At 63.7% G+C, this 22723-nt stretch carries 17 protein-coding genes and 3 tRNA genes; 11 read left to right on the top strand and 9 right to left on the bottom strand.

Features of this window, described 5'->3' with window-relative positions; all coding sequences use genetic code 11:
• Positions 1-244 precede the first annotated feature (244 nt).
• Positions 245-3097, top strand: coding sequence for an excinuclease ABC subunit UvrA (gene uvrA, locus FHS02_RS14540; protein WP_137315196.1), 2853 nt, complete (start codon positions 245-247; stop codon positions 3095-3097).
• Positions 3098-3176: 79 nt separating this feature from the next.
• Here the strand turns inward: uvrA and FHS02_RS14545 are convergent, their stop codons facing one another.
• Together FHS02_RS14545 and FHS02_RS14550 are read right to left on the bottom strand one after the other, a co-directional pair.
• Positions 3177-3944 (bottom strand): hypothetical protein, encoded by a 768-nt coding sequence (locus FHS02_RS14545; protein ID WP_137315197.1) that lies wholly within the window; start codon positions 3942-3944, stop codon positions 3177-3179.
• A 543-nt stretch (positions 3945-4487) separates the two neighbouring features.
• Positions 4488-5111, bottom strand: coding sequence for a TetR/AcrR family transcriptional regulator (locus FHS02_RS14550; RefSeq protein ID WP_175424865.1), 624 nt, complete (start codon positions 5109-5111; stop codon positions 4488-4490).
• Positions 5112-5246: 135 nt separating this feature from the next.
• Between FHS02_RS14550 and FHS02_RS14555 the strand changes: the two genes are divergently transcribed.
• Entirely contained in the window at positions 5247-6002 is a 756-nt protein-coding gene (locus FHS02_RS14555; RefSeq protein ID WP_137315198.1) for a ZIP family metal transporter, read from the top strand.
• Positions 6003-6020: 18 nt separating this feature from the next.
• On the opposite strand, the gene FHS02_RS14560 is transcribed toward FHS02_RS14555, so the two are convergent.
• Complete coding sequence (locus FHS02_RS14560; RefSeq protein WP_137315199.1) at positions 6021-6563, bottom strand: ankyrin repeat domain-containing protein; 543 nt, start codon at positions 6561-6563, stop codon at positions 6021-6023.
• Positions 6564-6677: 114 nt separating this feature from the next.
• A complete protein-coding gene (locus tag FHS02_RS14565; protein ID WP_137315200.1) occupies positions 6678-8543 on the bottom strand; it encodes a phosphoenolpyruvate carboxykinase (GTP) in 1866 nt (621 codons plus the stop codon).
• A gap of 410 nt (positions 8544-8953) precedes the next feature.
• On the opposite strand from FHS02_RS14565, the gene FHS02_RS14570 reads away from it, so the two are divergent.
• Positions 8954-9961, top strand: a complete 1008-nt coding sequence (locus FHS02_RS14570) for a D-2-hydroxyacid dehydrogenase family protein (RefSeq protein WP_137315201.1) — start codon at positions 8954-8956, stop codon at positions 9959-9961.
• 60 nt (positions 9962-10021) lie between these two features.
• Here FHS02_RS14570 and FHS02_RS14575 read toward each other — a convergent pair whose 3' ends face one another.
• Positions 10022-10774, bottom strand: coding sequence for an L-asparaginase (locus FHS02_RS14575; RefSeq protein ID WP_137317571.1), 753 nt, complete (start codon positions 10772-10774; stop codon positions 10022-10024).
• A gap of 268 nt (positions 10775-11042) precedes the next feature.
• Here FHS02_RS14575 and FHS02_RS14580 point away from each other — a divergent pair, with 268 nt between their 5' ends.
• The gene (locus tag FHS02_RS14580; protein ID WP_137315202.1) at positions 11043-11528 is read left to right on the top strand and encodes an asparaginase domain-containing protein; all 486 of its coding nucleotides are present in this window, start codon (positions 11043-11045) and stop codon (positions 11526-11528) included.
• Between the two features lie 158 nt (positions 11529-11686).
• Here the strand turns inward: FHS02_RS14580 and FHS02_RS14585 are convergent, their stop codons facing one another.
• Positions 11687-12583 carry a recombination-associated protein RdgC gene (locus FHS02_RS14585; protein ID WP_137315203.1) on the bottom strand — a complete coding sequence of 299 codons (897 nt, stop codon included), beginning with the start codon at positions 12581-12583 and terminating at the stop codon, positions 11687-11689.
• 143 nt (positions 12584-12726) lie between these two features.
• On the bottom strand, positions 12727-13878 hold the full coding sequence (dinB, locus tag FHS02_RS14590; protein WP_137315204.1) for a DNA polymerase IV: 1152 nt from the start codon (positions 13876-13878) through the stop codon (positions 12727-12729).
• A 234-nt stretch (positions 13879-14112) separates the two neighbouring features.
• Here dinB and FHS02_RS14595 point away from each other — a divergent pair, with 234 nt between their 5' ends.
• Together FHS02_RS14595 and FHS02_RS31955 are read left to right on the top strand one after the other, a co-directional pair.
• A complete protein-coding gene (locus tag FHS02_RS14595) occupies positions 14113-15219 on the top strand; it encodes a porin (protein ID WP_137315205.1) in 1107 nt (368 codons plus the stop codon).
• A 16-nt stretch (positions 15220-15235) separates the two neighbouring features.
• Complete coding sequence (locus tag FHS02_RS31955; RefSeq protein ID WP_137315206.1) at positions 15236-16987, top strand: methyl-accepting chemotaxis protein; 1752 nt, start codon at positions 15236-15238, stop codon at positions 16985-16987.
• Between the two features lie 29 nt (positions 16988-17016).
• On the opposite strand, the gene FHS02_RS14605 is transcribed toward FHS02_RS31955, so the two are convergent.
• Entirely contained in the window at positions 17017-18321 is a 1305-nt protein-coding gene (locus FHS02_RS14605; protein WP_137315207.1) for an MFS transporter, read from the bottom strand.
• Between the two features lie 157 nt (positions 18322-18478).
• On the opposite strand from FHS02_RS14605, the gene FHS02_RS14610 reads away from it, so the two are divergent.
• The 5 genes from FHS02_RS14610 to FHS02_RS14630 all read left to right on the top strand — a co-directional run bounded on the left by FHS02_RS14610 (position 18479) and on the right by FHS02_RS14630 (position 20878).
• Positions 18479-18554: transfer RNA gene (locus FHS02_RS14610), tRNA-Val, on the top strand.
• A 21-nt stretch (positions 18555-18575) separates the two neighbouring features.
• A tRNA-Asp gene (locus FHS02_RS14615) sits at positions 18576-18652 on the top strand.
• A gap of 90 nt (positions 18653-18742) precedes the next feature.
• Positions 18743-18819, top strand: a tRNA-Asp gene (locus tag FHS02_RS14620).
• Positions 18820-19277: 458 nt separating this feature from the next.
• Complete coding sequence (locus tag FHS02_RS31575; protein ID WP_137315208.1) at positions 19278-19763, top strand: cyclic nucleotide-binding domain-containing protein; 486 nt, start codon at positions 19278-19280, stop codon at positions 19761-19763.
• Positions 19763-20878: an AI-2E family transporter gene (locus tag FHS02_RS14630; RefSeq protein ID WP_137315209.1), complete on the top strand. Its 1116-nt coding sequence runs from the start codon at positions 19763-19765 to the stop codon at positions 20876-20878. The genes FHS02_RS31575 and FHS02_RS14630 overlap by 1 nt, the downstream gene beginning before the upstream one ends.
• Positions 20879-21090: 212 nt before the next feature.
• Here FHS02_RS14630 and ahpF read toward each other — a convergent pair whose 3' ends face one another.
• Positions 21091-22683: an alkyl hydroperoxide reductase subunit F gene (gene ahpF / locus FHS02_RS14635; protein WP_137315210.1), complete on the bottom strand. Its 1593-nt coding sequence runs from the start codon at positions 22681-22683 to the stop codon at positions 21091-21093.
• Positions 22684-22723: the final 40 nt, after the last annotated feature.

Below are 22723 nucleotides of genomic sequence, written 5' to 3' on the forward strand. Positions count from 1 at the left end.
AAGTTAGGGACGTTTTCCGCGTGTGGTGCGCAGCGGATTTTGAATACTGGTATTATATACAGTATTCATCGGCCACGGCTAGTTCGACCCCTGACCCGCATCAAAATGTTCCAACGGTCTTGAAATCGAATCGAACGCCAGCATTGTGGCTAGGTTGGTCTCCGGACGCCGCACACGCCAAGCGGGCGACAGTTCAGGTTGGCCGTCCCTGTCGTTCCCTCGCATACTCAAGGCACATACATACATGGAAGAAATCCGCATTCGCGGCGCGCGTACCCATAACCTGAAGAACATCAACCTCGACCTGCCCCGCAACAAGCTGATCGTGATCACCGGACTTTCCGGCTCCGGCAAGTCGTCGCTGGCATTCGACACGCTGTACGCAGAAGGCCAGCGCCGCTATGTCGAATCGCTGTCGGCCTATGCGCGCCAGTTCCTGCAACTGATGGAAAAGCCCGACGTGGACCTGATCGAAGGCCTGTCGCCGGCCATCTCGATCGAGCAGAAGGCCACGTCGCACAACCCGCGCTCCACCGTTGGCACCGTGACGGAAATCCACGATTACCTGCGCCTGCTGTACGCCCGCGTCGGCACGCCGTATTGCATCAACCATCCGGACCATGCGCTGTCGGCGCAGTCGGTGTCGCAGATGGTCGACGCAGTGCTGGCCATGCCGGAAGGCACGAAGCTGATGATCATGGCGCCCGTGGTGGCGAACCGCAAGGGCGAACATGTGGACCTGTTCGAGCAGATGCAGGCCCAGGGCTTCGTGCGCTTCCGCGTGCAAAGCGGTACGCATGACGCGAAGATCTACGAAGTGGACGACCTGCCAAAGCTGAAGAAAACGGAAAAGCACTCGATCGACGTGGTCATCGACCGCGTGAAGGTGAACCCGGAGATCAAGCAGCGCCTGGCGGAAAGTTTCGAGACGGCGCTGCGCCTGGCCGACGGCCGCGCGATCGCCTACGACATCGACGCCGGCACCGAACATGTTTACTCCAACAAGTTCGCCTGCACCAGCTGCGGCTATTCGCTGCAGGAACTGGAACCGCGCCTGTTCTCGTTCAATAACCCGATGGGCGCCTGCCCCGAGTGCGACGGCCTGGGCCACATCGAATTCTTCGATCCGAAGCGGATCGTGGCATTCCCCAACCTGTCACTCGCTTCCGGCGCCGTGAAGGGCTGGGACCGGCGCAACCAGTTTTACTTCTCGATGCTGCAAAGCCTGGCGAACCATTATGGTTTCGACCTCGATGCACCGTTCGAAAAACTGAACGCCACCGCGCAGAATGCCGTGCTGCACGGGTCGGGCAAGACGACGATCCCGTTCTCCTATGTCAACGAGCGCGGCCGCGCCGTGGTCAAGGAGCACACGTTCGAAGGCGTGGTGAACAACCTGGCGCGCCGCTACCGCGAAACCGATTCGATGGCGGTGAAGGAAGAGCTGGCGAAGTTCATCAACGAGAAGAAGTGCCCTACGTGCGAAGGCGCGCGCCTGCGCGTGGAAGCACGCCACGTGAAGGTGGGTACCGGCAAGCAGGAAAAGGCGATCTACGAGATTGCCGAAAAGCCGCTGCGCGACACGCTGTCGTTCTTCGAGCAGCTGAAACTGAAGGGCGCCAAGCGCGACATCGCCGACCGCATCATCAAGGAAATCGTGGCGCGCCTGTCCTTCCTGAACAACGTGGGCCTGGATTACCTGTCGCTCGACCGTTCGGCCGACACGCTGTCCGGCGGCGAAGCACAGCGCATCCGCCTGGCCTCGCAGATCGGTTCTGGGCTGACGGGCGTGATGTACGTGCTCGACGAGCCGTCGATCGGCCTGCACCAGCGCGACAATGACCGGCTGATCGACACCCTGAAGCACCTGCGCGACATCGGCAACAGCGTGCTGGTGGTGGAACACGACGAGGATGCGATCCGCACCGCCGACTACATCGTCGACATGGGCAAGGGCGCCGGCGTGCATGGCGGCGACGTGATCGCGGCCGGTTCGCTGAAGGACATCCTGAAGAACAAGGAATCGCTGACGGCGCAATACCTGAACGGTTCGCTGAGGATCGAGGTGCCGAAGAAGCGCCAGGCGGCGGACCCGAACCGCCAGCTGGTGATTACCGGAGCCAAGGGCAACAACCTGAAGAACCAGACCCTGTCGGTGCCGGTCGGCCTGCTGACGTGCGTGACGGGTGTTTCCGGTTCCGGCAAGTCGACGCTGGTGAACGATACGCTATACCCGGTCCTGTCGCGCCACCTGTACGGTTCGCAGACGGAGCCGGCGGAACACGATTCGATCAGCGGCCTGGAACACTTCGACAAGGTGATTTCCGTCGACCAGGCGCCGATCGGGCGCACGCCGCGCTCGAATCCGGCCACCTATACCGGCCTGTTCACGCCGATACGCGACCTCTTCTCCACGGTGCCGACGGCGAAGGAACGGGGTTACAGCGCCGGCCGCTTCTCGTTCAACGTCAAGGGCGGCCGTTGCGAAGCGTGCCAGGGCGACGGCGTGCTGAAGGTGGAGATGCACTTCCTGCCGGACGTGTACGTGCCGTGCGACGTGTGCCATGGCAAGCGCTACAACCGCGAAACGCTTGAGGTGCACTACAAGGGCAAGAGCATCACCGAAGTGCTCGACATGACGGTGGAAGACGCGCATACGTTCTTCAAGCCCGTGCCGACGATCGCCCGCAAGCTGCAGACGCTGCTCGACGTGGGTCTCGGCTACATCAAGCTGGGACAAAGCGCCACCACGCTGTCCGGCGGCGAAGCGCAGCGGGTGAAGCTGTCGCTGGAACTGTCGAAACGCGATACGGGGCGCACGCTGTACATCCTCGATGAACCGACGACGGGCCTGCACTTCCACGACATCGACCTGCTGCTGAAGGTGATCCACCGCCTGCGCGACCAGGGCAACACGCTCGTGATCATCGAGCACAACCTGGACGTGATCAAGACAGCCGACTGGCTCGTCGACCTGGGTCCCGAAGGCGGTGCCGGCGGCGGACGCATCATCGCCACCGGTACGCCGGAAGACGTGGCGGCCAATCCCGACAGCGTGACGGGCAAGTACCTGGTGCCGCTGCTGAAGAAGAAGTGAGTACGGCCGGGTCGGCCCCAAGCCGGCGCTGTTAAGCGCCGGCTTTTTTCGCCCGATCGGCATATCGCAGGCCGTTTTCCTATCGAATCCTGAAGTCCAGTGGCCGGCCCAGATACACGGCGATATCGCTGTTCAGGTCCACCTCTCCGGCCGGGAAACCATCATTCCAGTTCACGATGAAGTCGCCAAACGGCGCATAACCCTGACGCCAGATCGCGTGGGGAAAATCACGCTCGAAGAAATACCGGTCCTTCAGGTTCGTACGGAAAAATTCCGCCTTGCAGCCATAGACGAAGTCCAGCACCGGCTGTGCGCGAAATGCGTAGATGGTGTGGAAATACAGGTAAGTGAAGAAATATGGCCGCTCGAACGGGAAATATCCACTCAGCTGGTCTTCGAAACGCAATTTGGATTTGCTGAGGAACAGCGAGTACGATCCGATCCGGTCCATATCGAGCACCGCCTCGACGTGCGACCGGTTCGCAAAGCGTGGCAGGAAATGGTCACGCAGCTTTTTTGACTCGACGTTGGTTGCCCCTTTCGAGTGGAACAGGTAGACATAGTCGAAATCGGTGCGACAACTGTCGCGCAGCTGCGCCAACGCGGCCTGGTAGGCACTGGCATCGCTATTGAGCGTCAACTCTGCCGGAGCAATGCGCAACTCATATGAAAGGCCCGACTGCGCTAGCAATGTCACGAACTGCTCATTGCACTCAGCCTGGTTCAGGCCGACATAAAAATGGCAATCCGAAAAATGCGCTGAAAAATAATCGATGAACTCTTTGCCGACTTGCACAGAGAACGGAGTGGGGAAATATCCGGCGAAGACGACTGCGCTTTTTTTCATATTTAGTTCGGCCAATTCGTAAGTATGAACGTTGCAGGCCATCCCGATCGATCGCGGCTTGGGTCATGCCAGCGCATGGGCTTTCGCTCCATCCGTGACGCCTGGAGTGGAACGCCGGGCCATTTCGGCGGCGCCATCATCGGTGCCAGTGAGACCTGAGCGCCGGCCGCACATTCCAGGTACGGATCGAGACATACTCCGCAAGGTTTGATTATGCTTTTGCTATGTGCCATTACAAGCCGGGAAGCATATCCGGCAGTCATTCTACACCTTGCCTTGGCCGCCCAGATTCCAACGCGCTATAGCGAACATAGCGGCCTCCGGCATGCAGGTAGACCGGCTCTTCAATAGAAGCCGAAATCGTCGTTGCAGTCAGGCAGAGAACTGATCGCTTCGGCGACGACATGCCACAACAGCCCGGCAACGGGCAGTACCAGCAACCATAGAGCGGACATTACAAACTCCTCTTCAGCCGTCGCCGGCAATATTTCGCACAGTCGTGCGAAATTGGGTCAAAAAAATGGGCGTAGTCCGCCCGCGGCACTACTCAGCTTCGTTGAAACTCTTGTACGTCGAAATCAGGCGATTGAAGGCACGTCCCATGCGGCGCGGCGCGGTGGCATCGCGCAGGAAGCGCACGTCGTGCATCACGCCGATGATCAGGCTGTAGATCTCGAACACCAGCTGTTCGGGATCGGTATCGGGCCGCAGGTGGCCTGCTTCCATGGCCTGCAGCACGGTCTTGCGCAGCGATGCGCGCCAGCGCGCCACACCCAGTTCCAGGCGGTCGCGCAGCGGTCCGGCCAGGTCGTCGAATTCAAAGGCGCCCGCGGTGTACAGGCAGGCGCCGCGCGGCGCCTCGTCACTGCCCTTCTTCAGCCACAGGTTGACCTGCATGACGAGCCGCGGCAACCCTTTGGGCGCCGCCATCGACGGCATGAATACCTCGTCCGCGAAGCGGCGGTCGTATTCGTCGAGTACTGCGGCCTGCAATGCCTCCAGCGAGCCGACCCGTGAAAACACGCCGCTCTTGCTGATGCCCGTGCGCTTCGCCAGCTCCCCCAGCGACAGCTTGCCGATGCCCTCGGCGGCCGCCATGTCCATCGCCGCGGCGATGATCGTGGCATAGGTGGTTTCGCTCTTGGCGGTGCTTTGCTGGATATTCATGCAGGAACTTTAGCACAGGTGTGCGAAACAGCAAGCCCTTTCGTCCATCTCGTGCCGGACGCCACGCAGGAAGGAATGGCCCGACAATCGACCTGGGCAGTAAGAAACAGGAAAAACAGGAGAAACAGGAGAAACATGGACGGTATCGCATTGTGGGCCCAGGCGGGCTTCTGGGGCCTGGTGGCGGGCTCGGCGCTGCTGCTGGGGGCCGCCGCCGGCTACTGGATAAGGGTACCGCAGCGGCTGATCGCCGCCATCATGGCGTTCGGCAGTGGCGTGCTGATCTCTGCGCTGTCGTTCGACCTGATGGAGGAAGCATTCCGCCAGGGCGGGTTCAACGCCACCGCGGTCGGCTTCCTTGGTGGCGCCATCGTCTTCACGGTGGCCAACCGGGTGCTGTCCTCCTTCGGCGCCAAGCACCGCAAGCGCTCCAGCGGGCGGCAGGCGGATGAGGGCAACGGGCTTGCACTGGCGGTTGGCGCGCTGATGGATGGCATACCGGAATCGATCGTCATCGGCCTGTCGCTGCTGAAGGGCGGTGCGGTGAGTACGGTAACGGTCGCGGCGATCTTCCTGTCGAACATTCCGGAAGGACTGTCCAGCGCCGCCGGCATGAAGCGGGCGGGCCGTTCGATGCACTATATCTTCGGCATCTGGGGTGGCATCGCGCTGGCATCGGGCGCCGCGGCGCTGCTTGGCTATACGGTGTTCCAGCGTTTCCCGCCCGAGGTCGTCGCTGCCACGACGGCGGTCGCCGCCGGTGCGATCCTGGCAATGCTGGTGGACACGATGATCCCGGAAGCCTTCGAGGAAGCGCACGACTATGCCGGGCTGATCACGGTGACCGGCTTCCTGGCCGCCTTTGCGCTCTCCAAGCTGGGCGGTGCCTGAGACGGCACCGACAGCCAGTCATCGCGGCGGCAGTGCTTCCAGTAACGCGGCGGTGTCGGCTGCGCCCATTTTCCGGGCGGCATCAAGGATCGATACGCCGGCGGCATCGACCGCGAACGGATCCGCTCCCCGCGCCAGCAGCAGCCGGGCAATTTCCACGCGATTGAACATGGCGGCAAACATCAGTGGCGTCTTGCCGTCGCGGCCAGGGCCGTCGGCCTGGGCACCATGCTCGAGCAGCAGCGTGGCGATTGCCAGGTCGCCCCTGAATGCGGCGCCCATCAGCGGGCTCTGGCCGGCGTCGTTCTGCAGTTCGGGATCGGCGCCGTGTTCGAGAAGCGCCCTGGTCGTGTCGGGATGGCCGTTGTAACTGGCCAGCATCAGCAAACTGTCGCCGCGTTCGTTGCGCAGGTTCGCCGGCATCCCCTGCCCCAGCAGCGTGGCCAGCGCTTCCGTCTCGCCGCCGCGGGCCATCTGGAATACCTTGCGCGCGAAAGCGAGGGTATCGTCGTCGAGTTCACTGGCGCCTGCGGTTGGGCGGCTGGATTCGTGACCGTGCATGCTTGCTCCGTGTAGTTGATTGCCTGCTGCATCTTACCGGGGGCAACATGAAAAAAAAAGCGCGCACCTTGCGGCGCGCGCCATTCATCTGTCAGCTTCGCTGGCGGTGTGCGATTACACGCCCAGGCGCTGCTCCAGTTTGGCCTTGTTGGCCAGCAGCTCTTCCGGCAGGCGATAGGCCAGCTTGTCGAACAGCTCGGTGTGCAGCTTCAGCTCTTCGCGCCAGGCATCCTTGTCGATCGACGTGATCGTCTCGAATTCTTCCGGCGAGAACGGAATGCCATCCCAGTGCAGGTCGCCATAGCGCGGCGTGGTGCCGAACAGCGTTTCGATGCCGCCGGCCGTGCCTTCGATGCGTTCCAGCATCCACTTCAGCACGCGCATGTTGTCGCCAAAGCCAGGCCAGACGAAGTGGCCGTGCTCGTCGGTGCGGAACCAGTTGACGCAGAAGATCTTCGGAAGCGCGGCCGGGTTGGCACCGGACACTTTCTTGCCGAGGTCCAGCCAGTGCTGGAAGTATTCGCTCATGTTGTAGCCGATGAACGGCAGCATCGCGAACGGATCGCGGCGCACCACGCCCATCTGGCCGGCGGCGGCGGCGGTGGTTTCCGAACCCATCGTGGCAGCCATGTACACGCCTTCGACCCAGTCGCGCGCCTCGGTGGCCAGCGGCACCGTGGTCGAGCGGCGGCCGCCGAAGATGAAGGCCGAGATCGGCACGCCGGCCGGATCGTCCCAGGCCGGGTCGATGACCGGGTTCTGCACGGCGGACACGGTGAAGCGCGCGTTCGGATGCGCCGCCTTGGTGCCCGATGCCGGCGTCCAGTCCTTGCCCTGCCAGTCGACCAGGTGCGCAGGCGCTTCCTTGGTCATGCCTTCCCACCACACGTCGCCGTCGTCCGTCAGCGCCACGTTGGTGAAGATGACGTTTTCCTTCAGCGAGGCCATGCAGTTGAAGTTGGTCTTTTCGTTCGTGCCCGGGGCCACGCCGAAGTAGCCCGCTTCCGGGTTGATCGCATACAGGCGGCCATCGGCACCCGGCTTGATCCAGGCGATGTCGTCGCCGATCGTGGTGATCTTCCAGCCCTTGAACGAAGCCGGCGGAATCAGCATGGCGAAGTTGGTCTTGCCGCAGGCGGACGGGAACGCCGCCGCCACGTAGTGCTTCTTGCCTTCCGGCGATTCCACGCCGAGGATCAGCATGTGCTCGGCCAGCCAGCCCTTGCCGCCCTGCTGCGCTTCCTGGTAGCCCATGTTCGAGGCGATGCGCAGTGCAAAGCACTTCTTGCCCAGCAGCGCGTTGCCGCCGTAGCCGGAACCGTACGACCAGATTTCACGGGTTTCCGGGAAGTGCACGATGTACTTGGTCTTGTTGCATGGCCACGGCACATCCTGCTGGCCGGCGGCCAGCGGCGCGCCCACGGTATGCACGCATGGCACGAAGTCGCCGTTCTCGCCCAGCACGTCGTACACGGCCTTGCCCATGCGCGTCATGATGCGCATGTTGACGGCCACGTATGGCGAGTCGGACAGTTCCACGCCGATGTGCGCGATCGGCGAACCCAGCGGGCCCATCGAGAATGGCACGACGTACAGCGTACGGCCGACCATGGCGCCGTCGAACAGGCCGTTCAGCGTGCCGCGCATTTCGGTCGGGTCGATCCAGTTGTTGGTGGGGCCGGCGTCTTCCTTCTTCGCCGAGCAGATGAAGGTGCGGTCTTCGACGCGTGCCACGTCGGTAGGATCCGAGCACGCCAGGTAGGAATTCGGCCGCTTGGCCTCGTTCAGCTTTTTCATCGTGCCCGCGGCCACCATCTCGGCGCACAGGCGGTCATACTCTTCCTGCGAGCCGTCGCACCAGTAGATGCGGTCCGGCTTCGTCAGTGCGGCCACTTCGGCCACCCAATTGATCAGCTTTTGATGTTTGATGTAAGCTGGTGCGTTCATTGCAGCAACGCCCTCCATCAGGGGTTGGTTCATGGTACTACCTCCAATGCCAATAAAGAATTCTGTGTCGTCCCGCGGTGTTGTCCCGGCGGCAGGATCGTCGTCAGCTTTTGGCTAGCTCGCTCGGGCCGCATTCGAAGGAAGAATGCGCGGCGGTGTACGGCGGTCTGTCGATGCGCCCGGTTGCAGATCATCGAAACCATTAAAGATCAGCAAAATCGAGGGCGCGCTCCCGGCGCAGTTGTGAGCGCTATACAGGAGAAGGAACGAATAATTGCCGGAGCACAATGATGGCGCTCAACGGCGTGATCGATTGTACACCTGCCCCTAATCCTTTCCGACAAAAATGTAGGAAAAATGGTTGACTAAAGTAGTAAGCTATTTGAGATATTCACAATCTCGTTAACTAGCTACTAATTGAAAAGGAATTTCATCTAACTCCCATGAAAATTGCCATACTCGACGATTACCAGGACGCCGTGCGCGAACTGGACTGCTTTTCGCTTCTCGACAGTCATGACGTAAAAGTATTCAATCACACGACGCGCGGCCTGGGGCAGCTGGTTGCGCGGCTCGCGCCGTTCGACGCGCTGGTGCTGATCCGCGAGCGTACCCAGCTCAACCGTGCATTGCTGGCCAAGTTGCCAAACTTGAAATTGATATCGCAAACAGGCAAGGTGAGCGGGCATATCGACGTGGCCGCCGCCACCGAATTCGGCATCGCGATCGCCGAGGGCGCCGGCTCGCCGGTTGCACCGGCCGAGCTCACATGGGCGCTGATCATGGCGGCGCAACGCAAGATCGTGCCGTATGCCGCGAACCTGAAGGAAGGCACGTGGCAGACCGTGTCGACCAGCCAGCCCTTCAATACGCTCGGCACGGCGCTGAAGGGCCGCACGCTGGCGATCTGGGGCTACGGCAAGATCGGCAAACTGCTGGCCGGTTACGGCAAGGCATTCGGCATGGACGTGCTGGTCTGGGGCAGTGCCGACAGCCGTGCCGCGGCGGCAGCCGATGGCTGGCGTGCCGCATCGTCCCGGCAGGCATTCTTCGAGGAGGCCGATGTGCTGAGCCTGCACTTGCGCCTGGCGGACGCCACCCGCGGCATCGTCACGGCGCAAGACCTGGCCTGGATGAAGCCGACCGCGCTGTTCGTCAACACCAGCCGTGCCGAACTGGTGGCGGCGGGTGCGCTGGAAGCGGCATTGCGTTCGGGCCGCCCGGGCGGCGCCGCGCTGGACGTGTTCGAGAGCGAACCGCTGCCCGCCGACTCGATCCTGCTGCGCATGCCGCACGTGCTGGCGACTCCGCACCTGGGCTATGTGGAGAAGGACAGCTACGAGCTGTACTTCAGCCATGCCTTCCGCAACCTGGTCGATTTCTTCAATGGCGGGTGCGGGGCGATCCTGAATCCGGATTACCGCAACCACCTGCGTAACGATAGAGGGTGAGCCTGTAAAGGCCGAGCTCGTACAGGCTGAGCTCCCGGAACCGGAATCCGGCAGGCCCGGTCAGGTCTCGGGAATCCCGGTGAGATTGATGCGCGGCGCCGGCGGCGCATGCACCTTCGACCACAGCCCGGCCCAGCCGGGAGGCCAGCCGATGTCGGGACCGCTGTACGGCGCCAGCCCGGCGCGCACGGGCACCACCGGCACCGGCGGCATGTCCGTCAGCGGCGTGCCCTGCGGGCGCTGCATGTCCAGGCTGTACATGTAACCCGGCAGCAGCGCATCGCAAACATTGGCGAACCACGCGGTGTGGTCTTCGTCCCGGCCCAGCGCCTGCGCCAGTCCCTGGGGATCGAACTTCGCCAGCGCATGGATCAGCTCCTCCGTGCTGGCACCTGGCGTATCGCCCCAGCCCATCACGGGATTGACGTTGTAGTCGGCACCCGAGCCATACCAGCCTTCGCGCCACGAACGCTGCATCCAGTCGCGCTGCCCGGTGAACATGTGCCAGCGCCAGTGCAGGCCGGAAGGCTTCGGCCACGAATACAGGTACAGCCTCTGGTAGCCGGCCCGGTGCAGCGCGCGCACCAGCGCCATCAGCCGCGCGTGCGGCATGCGGTCCGGCGGGGCGCGGCGGAACAGGATCGCTTCGCCGTCGGCAAACTGCACTTCGTCGGTGGACAGGTTCAGGTCGAGCGTCCGCGACTCGCTGCCGAAGCGGGCCGCGATCCAGCCCGTCAGCAGGTTGACGGCCGTGATCACGCCATAGCCGCGATGGCGATGGAAGATGACGGTTCCCGGGGCGAGCGCTTTCACGGTCATGGCGGAGGCAAGAAATCCATTGGACATGTGGCAATCGAGGTGCCAACCAAGGTGGCAACCGAGCTGGCATCTGAAGCAGCAACCAAGGTCGCAACTGAAGCAGCAACCGAAGGGCGATCGTTGCCAAGCGATCCACCAGTGTACTCAACGACGTGCGATCTTGCCAGCCGAGCACAAATAAACTTTTTGTCGATGCCGCATTGACTTTCCTGCGCACCCGCACGCTATCATTCGATTTTTCTGCAACCTTTTACGAAACACCATGACCTTGCGCATCATCGCCACGGGCGGCACCTTCGACAAGCATTACAACGAACTGAACGGCACGCTGGGCTTTGCCGACAGCCATTTGCCCACCGCCCTCGCGCGCGCCCGCATCACCGCGCCTGTCGAGCTGGAACTGCTGCCCCTGCTCGATTCGCTGGACATGACCGATGCCGACCGGGAACGTGTACTGGCCTCGTGCCAGGCCGCGCCGGAGCGCGCCATCGTCATCGTGCACGGCACCGACACGATGAAGGAAACGGCCGCCGTACTGGGCCCTGCCACGCTGGACAAGACCATCGTCTTCACGGGTGCAATGATTCCCTACGAGATCGACGGCTCCGACGCCTTCTTCAACCTGGGCTTCGCCTGCGGTGTCGCGCAGGCGCTGCCGCCGGGCGTGTACGTGGCCATGAACGGCCGCATTTTTGCGTGGGACAACGTGCAGAAAAACCGCGCGGCGGGAGTCTTCCAGCCGATGTAGCAACGGAAGCGTCTTCGCGCACGCGAAGCATGCGGTGACACCGCAACCAGCGATGCGGGCGATGACGTTCGGGGTGGGATCGGGAACCTGGCGGCTCCCTGGTGTCGAGATAACCACCGCCCGGATGATTCAGGCGGTGGTCTTGTCGAACCGACGCTTCAGGCGGTGGCTTCGCCGCCCAGTGCTTCGACGACGTCCTTCAGCAGCTGCGACAGTTCGCCCGTCATCAGCATGAAGTCGCCGTCGAAACGCTCGTCGTCGTTGCGGGTCACGGCGTCGTTTTCCTTCAGCACGTCGAGCGGCTTGATGCTCTTGATCGCCAGCGATTCGGTCAGCACGAACGAGATCTTGCTCTCCCACGTCATGGCCAGGCGGGTGCACTGCTTGCCGGCCTCGATGTGGCGGCGCACTTCCTCTGGCTCCAGCGTGTGGCGCACGTAGCGCACGGCGGCCTTGCTCTCGCCGGTCGCGCGCAGCTCGGTATCCATGTCGACGGTGAAGCCGGCCGGCGCTTCGTCTTCCTGCAGCCACGCCGTCATCACGCCCACCGGCGAGCGCTGCACGCGCAGGCTTTCCAGCGGCAGGCGGTCGACCGCCTTCAGCAGCAGCTTGATTACGTCGTCCGCCTTTGCCGGGCTCGCCGCATCGACGACCAGCCAGCCGTTGACGGGGTCGATCCACGTCCACACATTGCTGCGGATCGTGAAGGCGCGCGGCAGCAGTTCGTCATGCACGCGCTCCTTCAGTTCCTTCATCGCCTTCTTGCCGGGAGCGAAACCTTGCTGTTCTTCCATCTCGGCGGCACGGGCCTTCGCCACCTGGTTGACGACCGTCGACGGCAGCAGTTTCTTCTCGGTTCCCAGTAACAGCAGCATCTGCTGGTTCACCACGTGCACCAGCGAACCATTGCCGCGCGGCGAATCCCAGCCCTGGCGCAGCATCTCGTTGCTGCTGGCCGGCGTGAACGAATGCGGCCGCAATGCTTCGTCGAGTTTTTCGGGAGCGAATGCCCACGGAGCGGGCAGTCGGTAGATCTGTAGATTCTTGAACCACATGCTCAAATGACCTTGTTTTACGCGTTGCAAAGCTCAGCATTTTACACCCGGCCCGGCGGGGGCACTACCGCGATTTTCGCCATTCCACGCGCCTCCCGGCCATGGCAACCATGCAACTTCGCATCGCACCGGTCCGGTGGCGCTCAGACCGGAAACAGCTCCCCCTGCTCGCCCGCCCGGTACCGTTCGGCCTCGTCCAGCGGTACCAGCGCGCTGACCCGCACGCCCAGCAATCGCAGGCGCTGTTCCAGCGGCACGCGCCGCAGGCATTCGCCGGCGGCGCGCCGGATCGTGGCGGCGTCGGCGGTGGGTGACGGCAAGGTCACGTCGCGCGTCACGGTGCGGAAATCGGCATAGCGCAGCTTGATGCCCACCGTGCGGCCGGCGAAACGCTTGCGGTGCAGGTCGTCCGACAGCTTCGTGCACAGCCGCGTGAAAATCTCGGACAGGGCCTCGCGGTCGTGCTTCGCATGCAGGTCGCGCTCGAACGTGGTTTCGCGGCTCACCCCTTTCGGGTCCGAGCGCGTTACCACCTCCCGCTCGTCGTGCCCGTGCGCCACGCGGTGCAGCCATTCGGCGGAATTGAGGCCGAAATGTTCCTGCAGCAGTTTCGGGTCGGCCCCCGCCAGCTGGCCCACCGTTTCGATGCCAAGCGAAGTCAGCTTGGCAAACGCCTTCGGCCCGATGCCGTTGATCTTTTTCGCCGACAGCGGCCAGATCCGCTTCGGCACATCCTCCAGCGTAATGATCGTCAGGCCATCGGGCTTGTCCAGGTCCGAGCTGATCTTCGCCAGCAGCTTGTTCGGCGCGATGCCGATCGAACACGTCAGCCCCGTCGCGTCCTTCACGGCCGCCTTCAGCCGCATGCCGAGGGCACGCGTTTCTTCCGGATGGCCGGTCAGGTCGAGGTAGATCTCGTCGATGCCGCGGTCTTCGATGTCCGGCACGATCCCGGCCACGGCCTCCTTGAACAGCCGCGAATAGCGCTTGTACGACTCGAAGTCGGTCGGCAGCAGGATCGCCTCGGGCGCCAGCGCCGCCGCCTTCATCGTGCCCATCGCCGAAAACACGCCCAGCGCGCGCGCTTCATAGGTGGAGGTGGTGACGACGCCACGGCCGGCGTAGTCGCGCAGCTTCGAAAAGCGGCGCGTGCCGTCCGGCTGCAGCACCGGCTGGTGCCGCGAGCCGCCGCCCACCACGACCGGCAGGCCGCGCAATTCCGGATAGCGCAGCAGTTCGACCGACGCGAAAAACGCGTCCATGTCGAGGTGGGCAATGCGGCGCGGCGGAACCATGGCTGATCGAAGGCTGGGGCGGCTGTGACGGATACTGGGATTGACCGATACTGGGATTATATACAGTGCGCGGCAGGGTCCGCCAGCGCCCCGCCCAATTGTCTTATTTAGTTTATTTTTCAATCACTTAGCGTGCAATTTCATCCATCGTATTTACGCAACAGTGGCAGCGGATGGGTATCGTGCGAGGGCCGAAGGCGCGTACCATCTGGTCTTTCGACCAGTCACGCGAACATGCCGCCCAACTTCCGTCTTCATTGCCGCACATTGCTGCCTGCCTGCGCCCTGCTTGCCTGCGCCCTGCCCGCCGCGGCGCAAACTTCCATCACGATCATGGGTGGCGTCGATGCCTTCGTGGGGTCGATGAAAAACAGCGGCGATGCGGCGCGCACCACCGTGCTGGGCAGCGGCGGCATGACCACCTCGTGGTTCGGCTTCCGCGGCAAGGAAGACCTGGGAGACGGGCTGTACGCGGAGTTCTACCTGACGGGTTTTTTCCAGACCGATACGGGCGTGTCCGGCCGTTTCGCCGGCGACAACCTGTTTTCGCGCGACGCCAACGTGGCGCTCGTCGGCCGCCTCGGCCGGCTGCAGGTGGGGCGCGCCTCGGCGCCCAGCTTCCTGCCGAACATCCTGTTCAACCCGTTCGGCGATTCGTTCACGTTCTCGCCGCTCGTGCTGCATTCCTATGTGCCCACCGGCCCGTTCGGCGCGCGCACCTGGGCTTCGACGAACGCCGGCGACAGCGGCTGGAGCAACCAGGTGGTGTACACCACGCCATCGTTCGGCGGCCTGCGTGCCGGGCTGCACTACCAGGCCGGCGAGCAGGGCGGCGACTCGGACCGCAACAACCTGGCCGTCAGCACGATGTACAACAAGGGTCCGCTGGCGCTGACGGCGTTCGCGCACCGCGTGCGCGTGAGCAACCCGAACTCGGGCTTGCCCATCATCGATGCCACGCGCAGCCCGGTCGACTATGCGCGGCTGGACGAACAGCGCGCCCTGTTCGTCGGCGCCACCTACGATTTCACGCGCATCAAGCTGTACGGCACCTGGCAGCGCACCGTCAACGACGCGGCAGGCGCAGAAGGGTTGCGCGACCGTACCGTCAGCCTGGGCTTTGCCATGCCGGCCGGCCCCGGTTCCGTGCTGTTCGACGTGGCCGACACGCGCCGCGGCGGCACCCTGTTCGGCAGCGAACGGTCGCGCCGCACGGCATCGCTCGGCTACGACTACCGGCTGTCGAAGCGTACCGATTTCTACACGATCGCGATGCGCGACCGTATTACCACGCTGCCTTCCGCCATGAGCTATGGCGCGGGCGTGCGCCATTCATTCTGATCCTGGGGAACTGATCGTGACTCTTTCCAATATGCGTATCGGTGCCCGCCTGGCCCTCGGCTTCGCGGTGGCCATCGTCATCATGCTCATCATGTCCCTGGTCGGCATCAGCCGCATCCAGGAAGTGGCGGCGCGAACCGACCAGCTCGTCAACGACCGCTATGTCAAGGTCTCGCTGCTCAACAACATGCGCAGCCAGGTCAACCGCGGTGCGCAGGCGGTGCGCAACGCGATGCTGACGCCGGACACCGCGCAGGCCGAGGACTTCCTGCGCCAGATGGCATCTGCCGACGAAGCCGGCGGCGTGTCCGCCGCGGAGATGGCGAAGTCGGACCTGACACCCGACGTGCGCGCCATCTTCGACCAGCAGAACACCGCGTATTACGCCTACAAGGAACGGCTCGACAAGGCGATCGCCCAGTTCCGCGGCGGCGACCGCGACGGTGCCGTGCAAGCCCTGTTCGCCAGCGTGATCCCGGCGCAGACGGTGTACTTCCGCCACCTCGACGAGTTGTTGAAAGTGCAGCGCGACCTGATGACGCACGATGCGCAGGCGGCGACCGCGGCGGCGAAATCGGCGACCACGCTGATGATCGTGCTGCTGGTACTGGCCACCATCGTGTCGGTGGTGATCGGCTGGCTGATCACGCGCTCCGTGACCGGCCCGGTCGACGAAGCGGTGCGGGTGGCGGAAACCGTGGCCTCCGGCGACCTGACCGCGCACATCGTCACGACACGCAAGGACGAGATGGGCCGCCTGCTGGGCGCACTGGGCGACATGACCGCGGCGCTGACCGGTACCGTGCGCACGGTGCGCGACAGTACCGACACGATCAATACCGCGGCAGCCGAGATCGCCAGTGGCAACATGGACCTGTCCAACCGCACCGAGCAGCAGGCCGCCAGCCTGGAGGAAACCGCATCGTCGATGGAGGAACTGACCTCCACCGTGCAGGCCAACGCGGAAAATGCGCGCCAGGCCAACCAGCTGGTGGTATCGGCAGCCAGCCATGCGAACGAAGGCGGCCAGGTCGTCAGCCAGGTCGTCGAGACGATGGGCTCGATCAAGGAAAGCTCGTCGAAGATCGTCGACATCATCGGCGTGATCGACGGCATCGCTTTCCAGACCAACATCCTGGCGCTGAATGCCGCGGTGGAGGCGGCCCGCGCGGGCGAACAGGGCCGCGGCTTCGCGGTCGTCGCGTCGGAAGTGCGCAACCTGGCGCAGCGCTCGGCCAGCGCGGCGCGCGAGATCAAGGAACTGATCAACGACTCGGTCGAGAAGGTCGACGCCGGCAGCCGGCTGGTGGACCAGGCCGGCACGACGATGGACCGCATCGTGACGTCGGTCCAGCAGGTGGCCTCCATCATGAACGAGATCGCCTCCGCCAGCCAGGAGCAGAGCTCCGGCATCGCGCAGGTGAATACGACGATCACCACGATGGACACGGCCACGCAGCAGAATGCCGCGCTGGTCGAGGAAGCCGCTGCCGCCGCGGCCAGCATGCGCGAGCAGGCACAGCGCCTGGTGGCCGCCATCGCCGTGTTCCGCATCGACGACCGCGCCATGGCGCCGGCATTCCCCGCTCCCGTCCATGTAACGTCGCATGCGCCGGCGATTCCGCCCGCCTCCGCGGTGGCGCATCCGCCGCATCCGAAACTGGCAGGCAAGCCGCCGGTGCAGGCCCGCACGGCCGCCGGCACGGGCAGTGCGAAAGCGCGTCCGGCCAAGAAAGCGCCGGAAGGCGACGACTGGGAAGAGTTCTAAGCCGGCCGCAACGCGGCGCTCAGGTACCCTCAAGCGCGCTTAGGGGGCTCTTGCCTGCCCGGTGATTGCCCGCGTGCGAGCACCAGCAGCCCGCCCAGCACCTGGCTGGCCGCGAGCAGCGATATGCCGATGGCGGTGCTGCCGGTGGCATCGCGGATCGCGCCCACCAGGTAGGGGCTGGCGAAGCCGGCCAGGTTGCCGACCGAGTTGATCAGCGCGATGCCGGCCGCCGCCGCGGTGCCGCCCAGCAGCGCCGTCGGCAGGCTCCAGAAAATCGGGAACGTGGTCAGGATGCCGGCGGTCGCAACCGACAGCGCGGCCAGCGCCAGCACGGTATCGCCGGCCCACACGGTGGCCGCCACCAGGCCCGCCGCACCGGCGAAGCCGGCGATCGCGGCATGCCAGCGCCGCTCGCCGCTGCGGTCCGAGTGCCGCGCCGCCAGCACCATGACGACAGCCGCCACGCCATAAGGGATCGCCGTCAGCAGGCCGATGTGGAACACGTCCTGCACGCCGCTGTTCTTCAGCAGCTGCGGCAGCCAGAAACTGACGCCGTACAGTCCCATCACGAACAGGAAATACACCAGCGCCAGCAGCCACACGGTACCGCTGGCGAACACCTGCCGCAGCGGCAGGTGCTGTTTCGATACCGCTTCCGCCGCCAGCTCGCGCTCCAGCGCGGCCTTGTCGGCATCGTCCAGCCAGCGCGCGGAGCGGATACCGTCATCCAGGTAGAACAGGGTCCAGATGCCCAGCACGACTGACGGTATGCCCTCCAGCAGGAACAGCCACTGCCAGCCATGCAGCCCCGCCTTGCCGGCAAACGCCGCCATGATGGCGCCGGACAGCGGCCCGCCCAGCACGCCCGCCACGGCCACGCCGCTCATGAACAGCGCCACGATGCGGGCCCGGCGGTGCGCCGGGTACCAGTAGGTCAGATACAGCACCACGCCCGGGAAGAAGCCCGCTTCGGCCACACCGAGCAGGAAGCGCAGCACGTAGAAGCTTACGGGGCCGGTGGCGAACATGGTGGCAGCCGAGACAAGACCCCAGCTGATCATGATGCGCGCGATCCAGCGCCGCGCGCCCACCTTTTCCAGCACCAGGTTCGACGGCACTTCGAAGACGAAATAACCGATGAAGAAAATGCCCGCGCCGATGCCGTAGACGGTGTCCGACAGCGCCAGATCGGCCTGCATCTGCAGCTTGGCGAAGCCGACATTGACGCGGTCCAGGTAGGCGGCCACGTAGCACAGGAACAGGAATGGCAGCAGGCGGCGGCTCACGCGCCCGTACAGCGCATCGAGGCGGATATCGTCCCTGGCGGCGTTCATCGGTTCTCCCCTGCTGGAAAATCGCAGCGTAGCATTCACTGGATGAGGCCGGATGGAAATTATTTCGCGAAATCCCTTGCGGAATCTCAAAACAGCGCAGTAGAATACGGCCTCTTCTGAACGTTGTGACAAACGTTCGAAGCATCGAAGGTGATGAGGGCGCTTAGCTCAGTTGGTAGAGCGGATCCCTTACAAGGATTAGGTCGGGAGTTCGAGCCTCTCAGCGCCCACCACGCATTCGATGTTGAAGACCTGGAGCGGTAGTTCAGTTGGTTAGAATACCGGCCTGTCACGCCGGGGGTCGCGGGTTCGAGCCCCGTCCGCTCCGCCAGGATTCGAAGAGAGCCCGACACACCGGGCTCTTTTCATGTCGCAGCAGCGACGCAGTTTTTTTCGGTGTTTGTTCACGCAAGCATTGATTGGAGCGGTAGTTCAGTTGGTTAGAATACCGGCCTGTCACGCCGGGGGTCGCGGGTTCGAGCCCCGTCCGCTCCGCCAGCATCAGTAGAAAAGCCCGGTTCGCCGGGCTTTTTTGCGTCTGATGCTGGCGCAGCGGAGTGCTTCCCCTGCGGGAAGCACGGCGGGGATCGAATGGAGTGAGGCAGGGGTTTCGCGAAGCACTGCTTCGCGCCTGCCGAACGCCGCAGCCATGCAGGGCTGCGGCTTCGCTTGCAAGCGAATCCGCGGCCGGCAGGATGTCGGCGAGCCCCAGTCCGCGGGAGCGGCAACATCGCGAAGCAACGCTTCGCGTGCGAGCGAAGCGTGCTTCGCCAAACCCAAACCCGCAACCCCCGCTCACATCGCGCAACCCTCCCCCATCCACACCGCCAGCATCCCAAAATCCCCACCCCCGCACCTTTTTCGCTTTCCTCTCCACTGTGTGCGTCCTGCAACACCATTGCCCATGCAAAACCGGCGACAATGTGAACGCAACCATCCCATCCCTGGAGCCCTTCGTGATTTTCGGTTTTCTCAAGCCGCCCGCACTGTCGCCACGCCTGGCCAGGCTGCGCGAAACTGTCCTCCTCAATTCCCTGACACCGCTCGAACTGAAGATCGTCGATGGCCTGATGCATGAACGGCGCTACCTCGCCGGCGAGATCATTTTCGACGAAGGCGAGGAAGGCCAGGCGCTGTACCTGATCACGGCCGGCCATGTCCAGATCAACCGCCACGTCAACGGCATGCCCGAGATCATCACCGAACTGTCGCCAGGCGCGTTCTTCGGCGACCTGGCCCTGCTGGACAACTCGCCCCGCACCGCGCAGGCGCGCGCGTGGGACGACTGCGAACTGGCGGTATTCTTCCGCGCCGACTTCATGGGCCTGATGGAAACCGACGCCGTGATCGGCTACAAGATCTCGCTGGCGCTGGCACGCCACATCGGCTCCCGGTTGCGCGAACGCATGTCGATCGACTCGCCGCACATCGAGGTGCTGTAATGGTGGATCGGCAGCAGTCCGGGCCCATCGTCTGGTGCGGCATCGTCGCCGCGACCTGCGTGCTGCTTTACCTGCTGCAGCGCGTGCTGTGGCTGTCGGTGCCGTTCCTGCTGGCGATCATCCTGTATTACATGCTGCTGTCGCCGTTCCAGCGCCTGCTGCGGATGGGATTCACACGCAATACCTCCGCCATGCTGGTCGGCGCCGGCTTCGTGCTTGCCATGCTGCTGGCAGTCCTGGTAGCGGCGATATGGATACCGGCCCCGGCAACGAACTGGCAGGACATGCCGGGGCGCTACCTGGATGCGGGCGTGCGCTTCCTGCGCAACGTGCTGGCGGCGATGGAACGGCAGTTCCCGATCCTGCGGCAGGCCCGGCTGGGCGATTCGGTAAACCTGAACCTGGCCGAGTACTCGCGCGAGTTCTTCCAGCGCCACCTGGCGGACGTGGTGGTGGCCGCCGCGGCGTGGGTGCCGTCGCTGCTGCTGGCGCCCTTCCTGGCTTTCTTCTTCCTGCGCGACGGCCGCCGCTTCAAGCGCTTCCTGGCGCGCGCCGTGCCCAATGCGTTCTTCGAGAAGACGCTGTTCCTGCTGCATGAAGTCGACCAGACCGCGCGCCGCTATTTCCACGGCATGCTCAAGCTCACGATCATCGATACCATCGTGCTGGCCATCGGCCTGTGGGCCATCGGCCTGCCCTCCCCGCTGCTGCTCGGCTTCATTGCCGCCATGCTGGCCTGGGTGCCGTACGTGGGCTCGATCGCCGGCTGCCTGCTGGTGGTGCTGGTGGCATCGGCCGATGCGCCGGACAACAATGCCGCGGCCTACAGCGCGATCTTCGTGTTCATCATCGCCCGCCTGCTCGACGACTTCGTCTTCATGCCGATGACGCTGGGCCGCAGCCTGCGCATGCATCCGCTCGTGACAGTGGTGATGCTGTTCGTCGGCGGCGCGCTGGCCGGCGTGACGGGCCTGATGCTGGTGCTGCCGCTGCTGGGCGTGACCATGGTGGTCGGCGAAACCATCGGCGTGCTGATCACCGACGCTCGCCTGCAGGCCCGGCACCGCTACGCCCGCTCCCTGCGGGTCAAGCAGGCCAGCGTCGACCTCAAATAAAAATTCCACCAAAACCGGTAACAGACACCGTTTTTTTTGAAACATTTCCTGAAAACCGGTGACAGACACCAGTTGTTTTGAAACGTTTCCTCAAAACCGGTGACAGACACCGGTTATTTTGAAACATTTCCTCAGAACCGGAGCTGTCACCGGTTTTCGGGAAATAAAAAACGGGAGCCGAGGCTCCCGTTTTTGCTGGCTGCGATGACGCTTTATGCGACAGCGGCGATGGCGGCCTGCTCGGCTTCCACTTCATCGTCACCCGAGCGGATCAGGTGATCGAAGGCGGACAGCGCGGCGGTGGCGCCGGCACCCACGGCGATGACGATCTGCTTGTACGGCACGGTCGTCACGTCGCCGGCGGCGAACACGCCCGGTACCGACGTCTGGCCCTTGGCATCGATCTCGATCTCGCCATGCTTCGACAGCGCCACGGTACCTTTCAGCCACTCCGTGTTCGGCACCAGGCCGATCTGCACGAACACGCCTTCCAGGTCCACGCGGTGCAGCTCGCCCGTGGTGCGGTCCTTGTACGACAGCCCGTTTACTTTCTTGCCGTCGCCATGGATCTCGGTCGTCTGCGCCGACAGGATGATCTTCACGTTCGGCAGCGAGCGCAGCTTGCGCTGCAGGACCGCATCGGCGCGCAGTTCATTGCCGAACTCGATCAGCGTGACGTGCTGCACGATGCCGGCCAGGTCGATCGCCGCTTCCACGCCGGAGTTGCCGCCGCCGATCACCGACACGCGCTTGCCCTTGAACAGCGGGCCATCGCAGTGCGGGCAGTAGGCCACGCCGTGGTTACGGTATTCCTTCTCGCCCGGCACGTTGATCTCGCGCCACCGTGCGCCGGTGGACAGGATCACGGTCTTCGCCTTCAGCACGGCGCCGGTGGCGGTGTGCACCTCGGTCAGCTTGCCCGGCACCAGCTTCACGGCGCGCTGGGTGTTCATGATGTCGACTTCGTATTCCTTGACGTGCTGCTCCAGCGCCACGGCGAATTTCGGGCCGTCGGTTTCCTTGATCGAAATGAAGTTCTCGATCGCCAGCGTATCGAGCACCTGGCCGCCGAAGCGTTCCGCCAGCACGCCGGTCTGGATGCCTTTACGGGCCGCGTAGATCGCGGATGCCGCACCGGCAGGGCCGCCGCCGACGACCAGCACGTCGAACACGTCCTTCTTGTTCAGTTCAGCCGCTTGGCGGGCACCGGCATTGGTGTCCAGCTTGGCGAGGATCTCTTCCACGTTCGTGCGGCCCTGGCCGAAGTGCTGGCCGTTCAGGAACATCATCGGTACCGCCATGATCTGGCGCTCTTCGACTTCTTTCTGGAACACGCCGCCATCGATCGTGGTGACCTTGATGCGCGGATTGATGACCGACATCGCGTTCAGTGCCTGCACCACTTCCGGGCAGTTATGGCACGACAGCGAGATGAAGGTCTCGAATTCGAAATCGCCTTCCAGGTTGCGGATCTGTTCGATCACGGCTTCGTCGAGCTTGATCGTGTGGCCGCCTACCTGCAGCAGGGCCAGCACCAGCGAGGTGAATTCATGGCCCATCGGGATGCCGGCAAAACGCACGCCAATGTCGGTGCCGGCACGGTTGATCGAGAACGACGGCTTGCGCACGTTGGCGGCGTTGTCCTCGACCAGGGTAATCTTGTCGCTCAAGCCATCGATATCGGCGAGCAGTTCCTTCATTTCCCGCGCCTTCGCGGAATCATCCAGCGATGCAACGATCTCAATCGGCTGCACCACTTTTTCCAGATAGGCTTTCAGTTGGGTTTTGAGATTTGCATCCAGCATGACTTTTTTCCTTTTCGATGCGCTGCCGGCACATGCCGGC

It is taken from the genome of Pseudoduganella umbonata (assembly GCF_014192225.1).
Classification (GTDB): Bacteria; Pseudomonadota; Gammaproteobacteria; order Burkholderiales; family Burkholderiaceae_D; genus Rugamonas; species Rugamonas umbonata.

Coding starts and splice junctions, on each gene's coding strand:
- FHS02_RS14545 (WP_137315197.1), bottom strand. CDS start 3,944: ATGAAAAAAAGCGCAGTCGTCTTCGCCGGATATTTCCCCACTCCGTTC.
- ahpF (WP_137315210.1), bottom strand. CDS start 22,683: ATGCTGGATGCAAATCTCAAAACCCAACTGAAAGCCTATCTGGAAAAA.
- FHS02_RS14585 (WP_137315203.1), bottom strand. CDS start 12,583: ATGTGGTTCAAGAATCTACAGATCTACCGACTGCCCGCTCCGTGGGCA.
- FHS02_RS14560 (WP_137315199.1), bottom strand. CDS start 6,563: ATGCACGGTCACGAATCCAGCCGCCCAACCGCAGGCGCCAGTGAACTC.
- dinB (WP_137315204.1), bottom strand. CDS start 13,878: ATGGTTCCGCCGCGCCGCATTGCCCACCTCGACATGGACGCGTTTTTC.
- FHS02_RS14550 (WP_175424865.1), bottom strand. CDS start 5,111: ATGAATATCCAGCAAAGCACCGCCAAGAGCGAAACCACCTATGCCACG.
- FHS02_RS14555 (WP_137315198.1), top strand. CDS start 5,247: ATGGACGGTATCGCATTGTGGGCCCAGGCGGGCTTCTGGGGCCTGGTG.
- FHS02_RS14630 (WP_137315209.1), top strand. CDS start 19,763: ATGGTGGATCGGCAGCAGTCCGGGCCCATCGTCTGGTGCGGCATCGTC.
- FHS02_RS14570 (WP_137315201.1), top strand. CDS start 8,954: ATGAAAATTGCCATACTCGACGATTACCAGGACGCCGTGCGCGAACTG.
- FHS02_RS14580 (WP_137315202.1), top strand. CDS start 11,043: ATGACCTTGCGCATCATCGCCACGGGCGGCACCTTCGACAAGCATTAC.
- FHS02_RS14565 (WP_137315200.1), bottom strand. CDS start 8,543: ATGAACCAACCCCTGATGGAGGGCGTTGCTGCAATGAACGCACCAGCT.
- FHS02_RS14605 (WP_137315207.1), bottom strand. CDS start 18,321: ATGAACGCCGCCAGGGACGATATCCGCCTCGATGCGCTGTACGGGCGC.
- uvrA (WP_137315196.1), top strand. CDS start 245: ATGGAAGAAATCCGCATTCGCGGCGCGCGTACCCATAACCTGAAGAAC.
- FHS02_RS14595 (WP_137315205.1), top strand. CDS start 14,113: ATGCCGCCCAACTTCCGTCTTCATTGCCGCACATTGCTGCCTGCCTGC.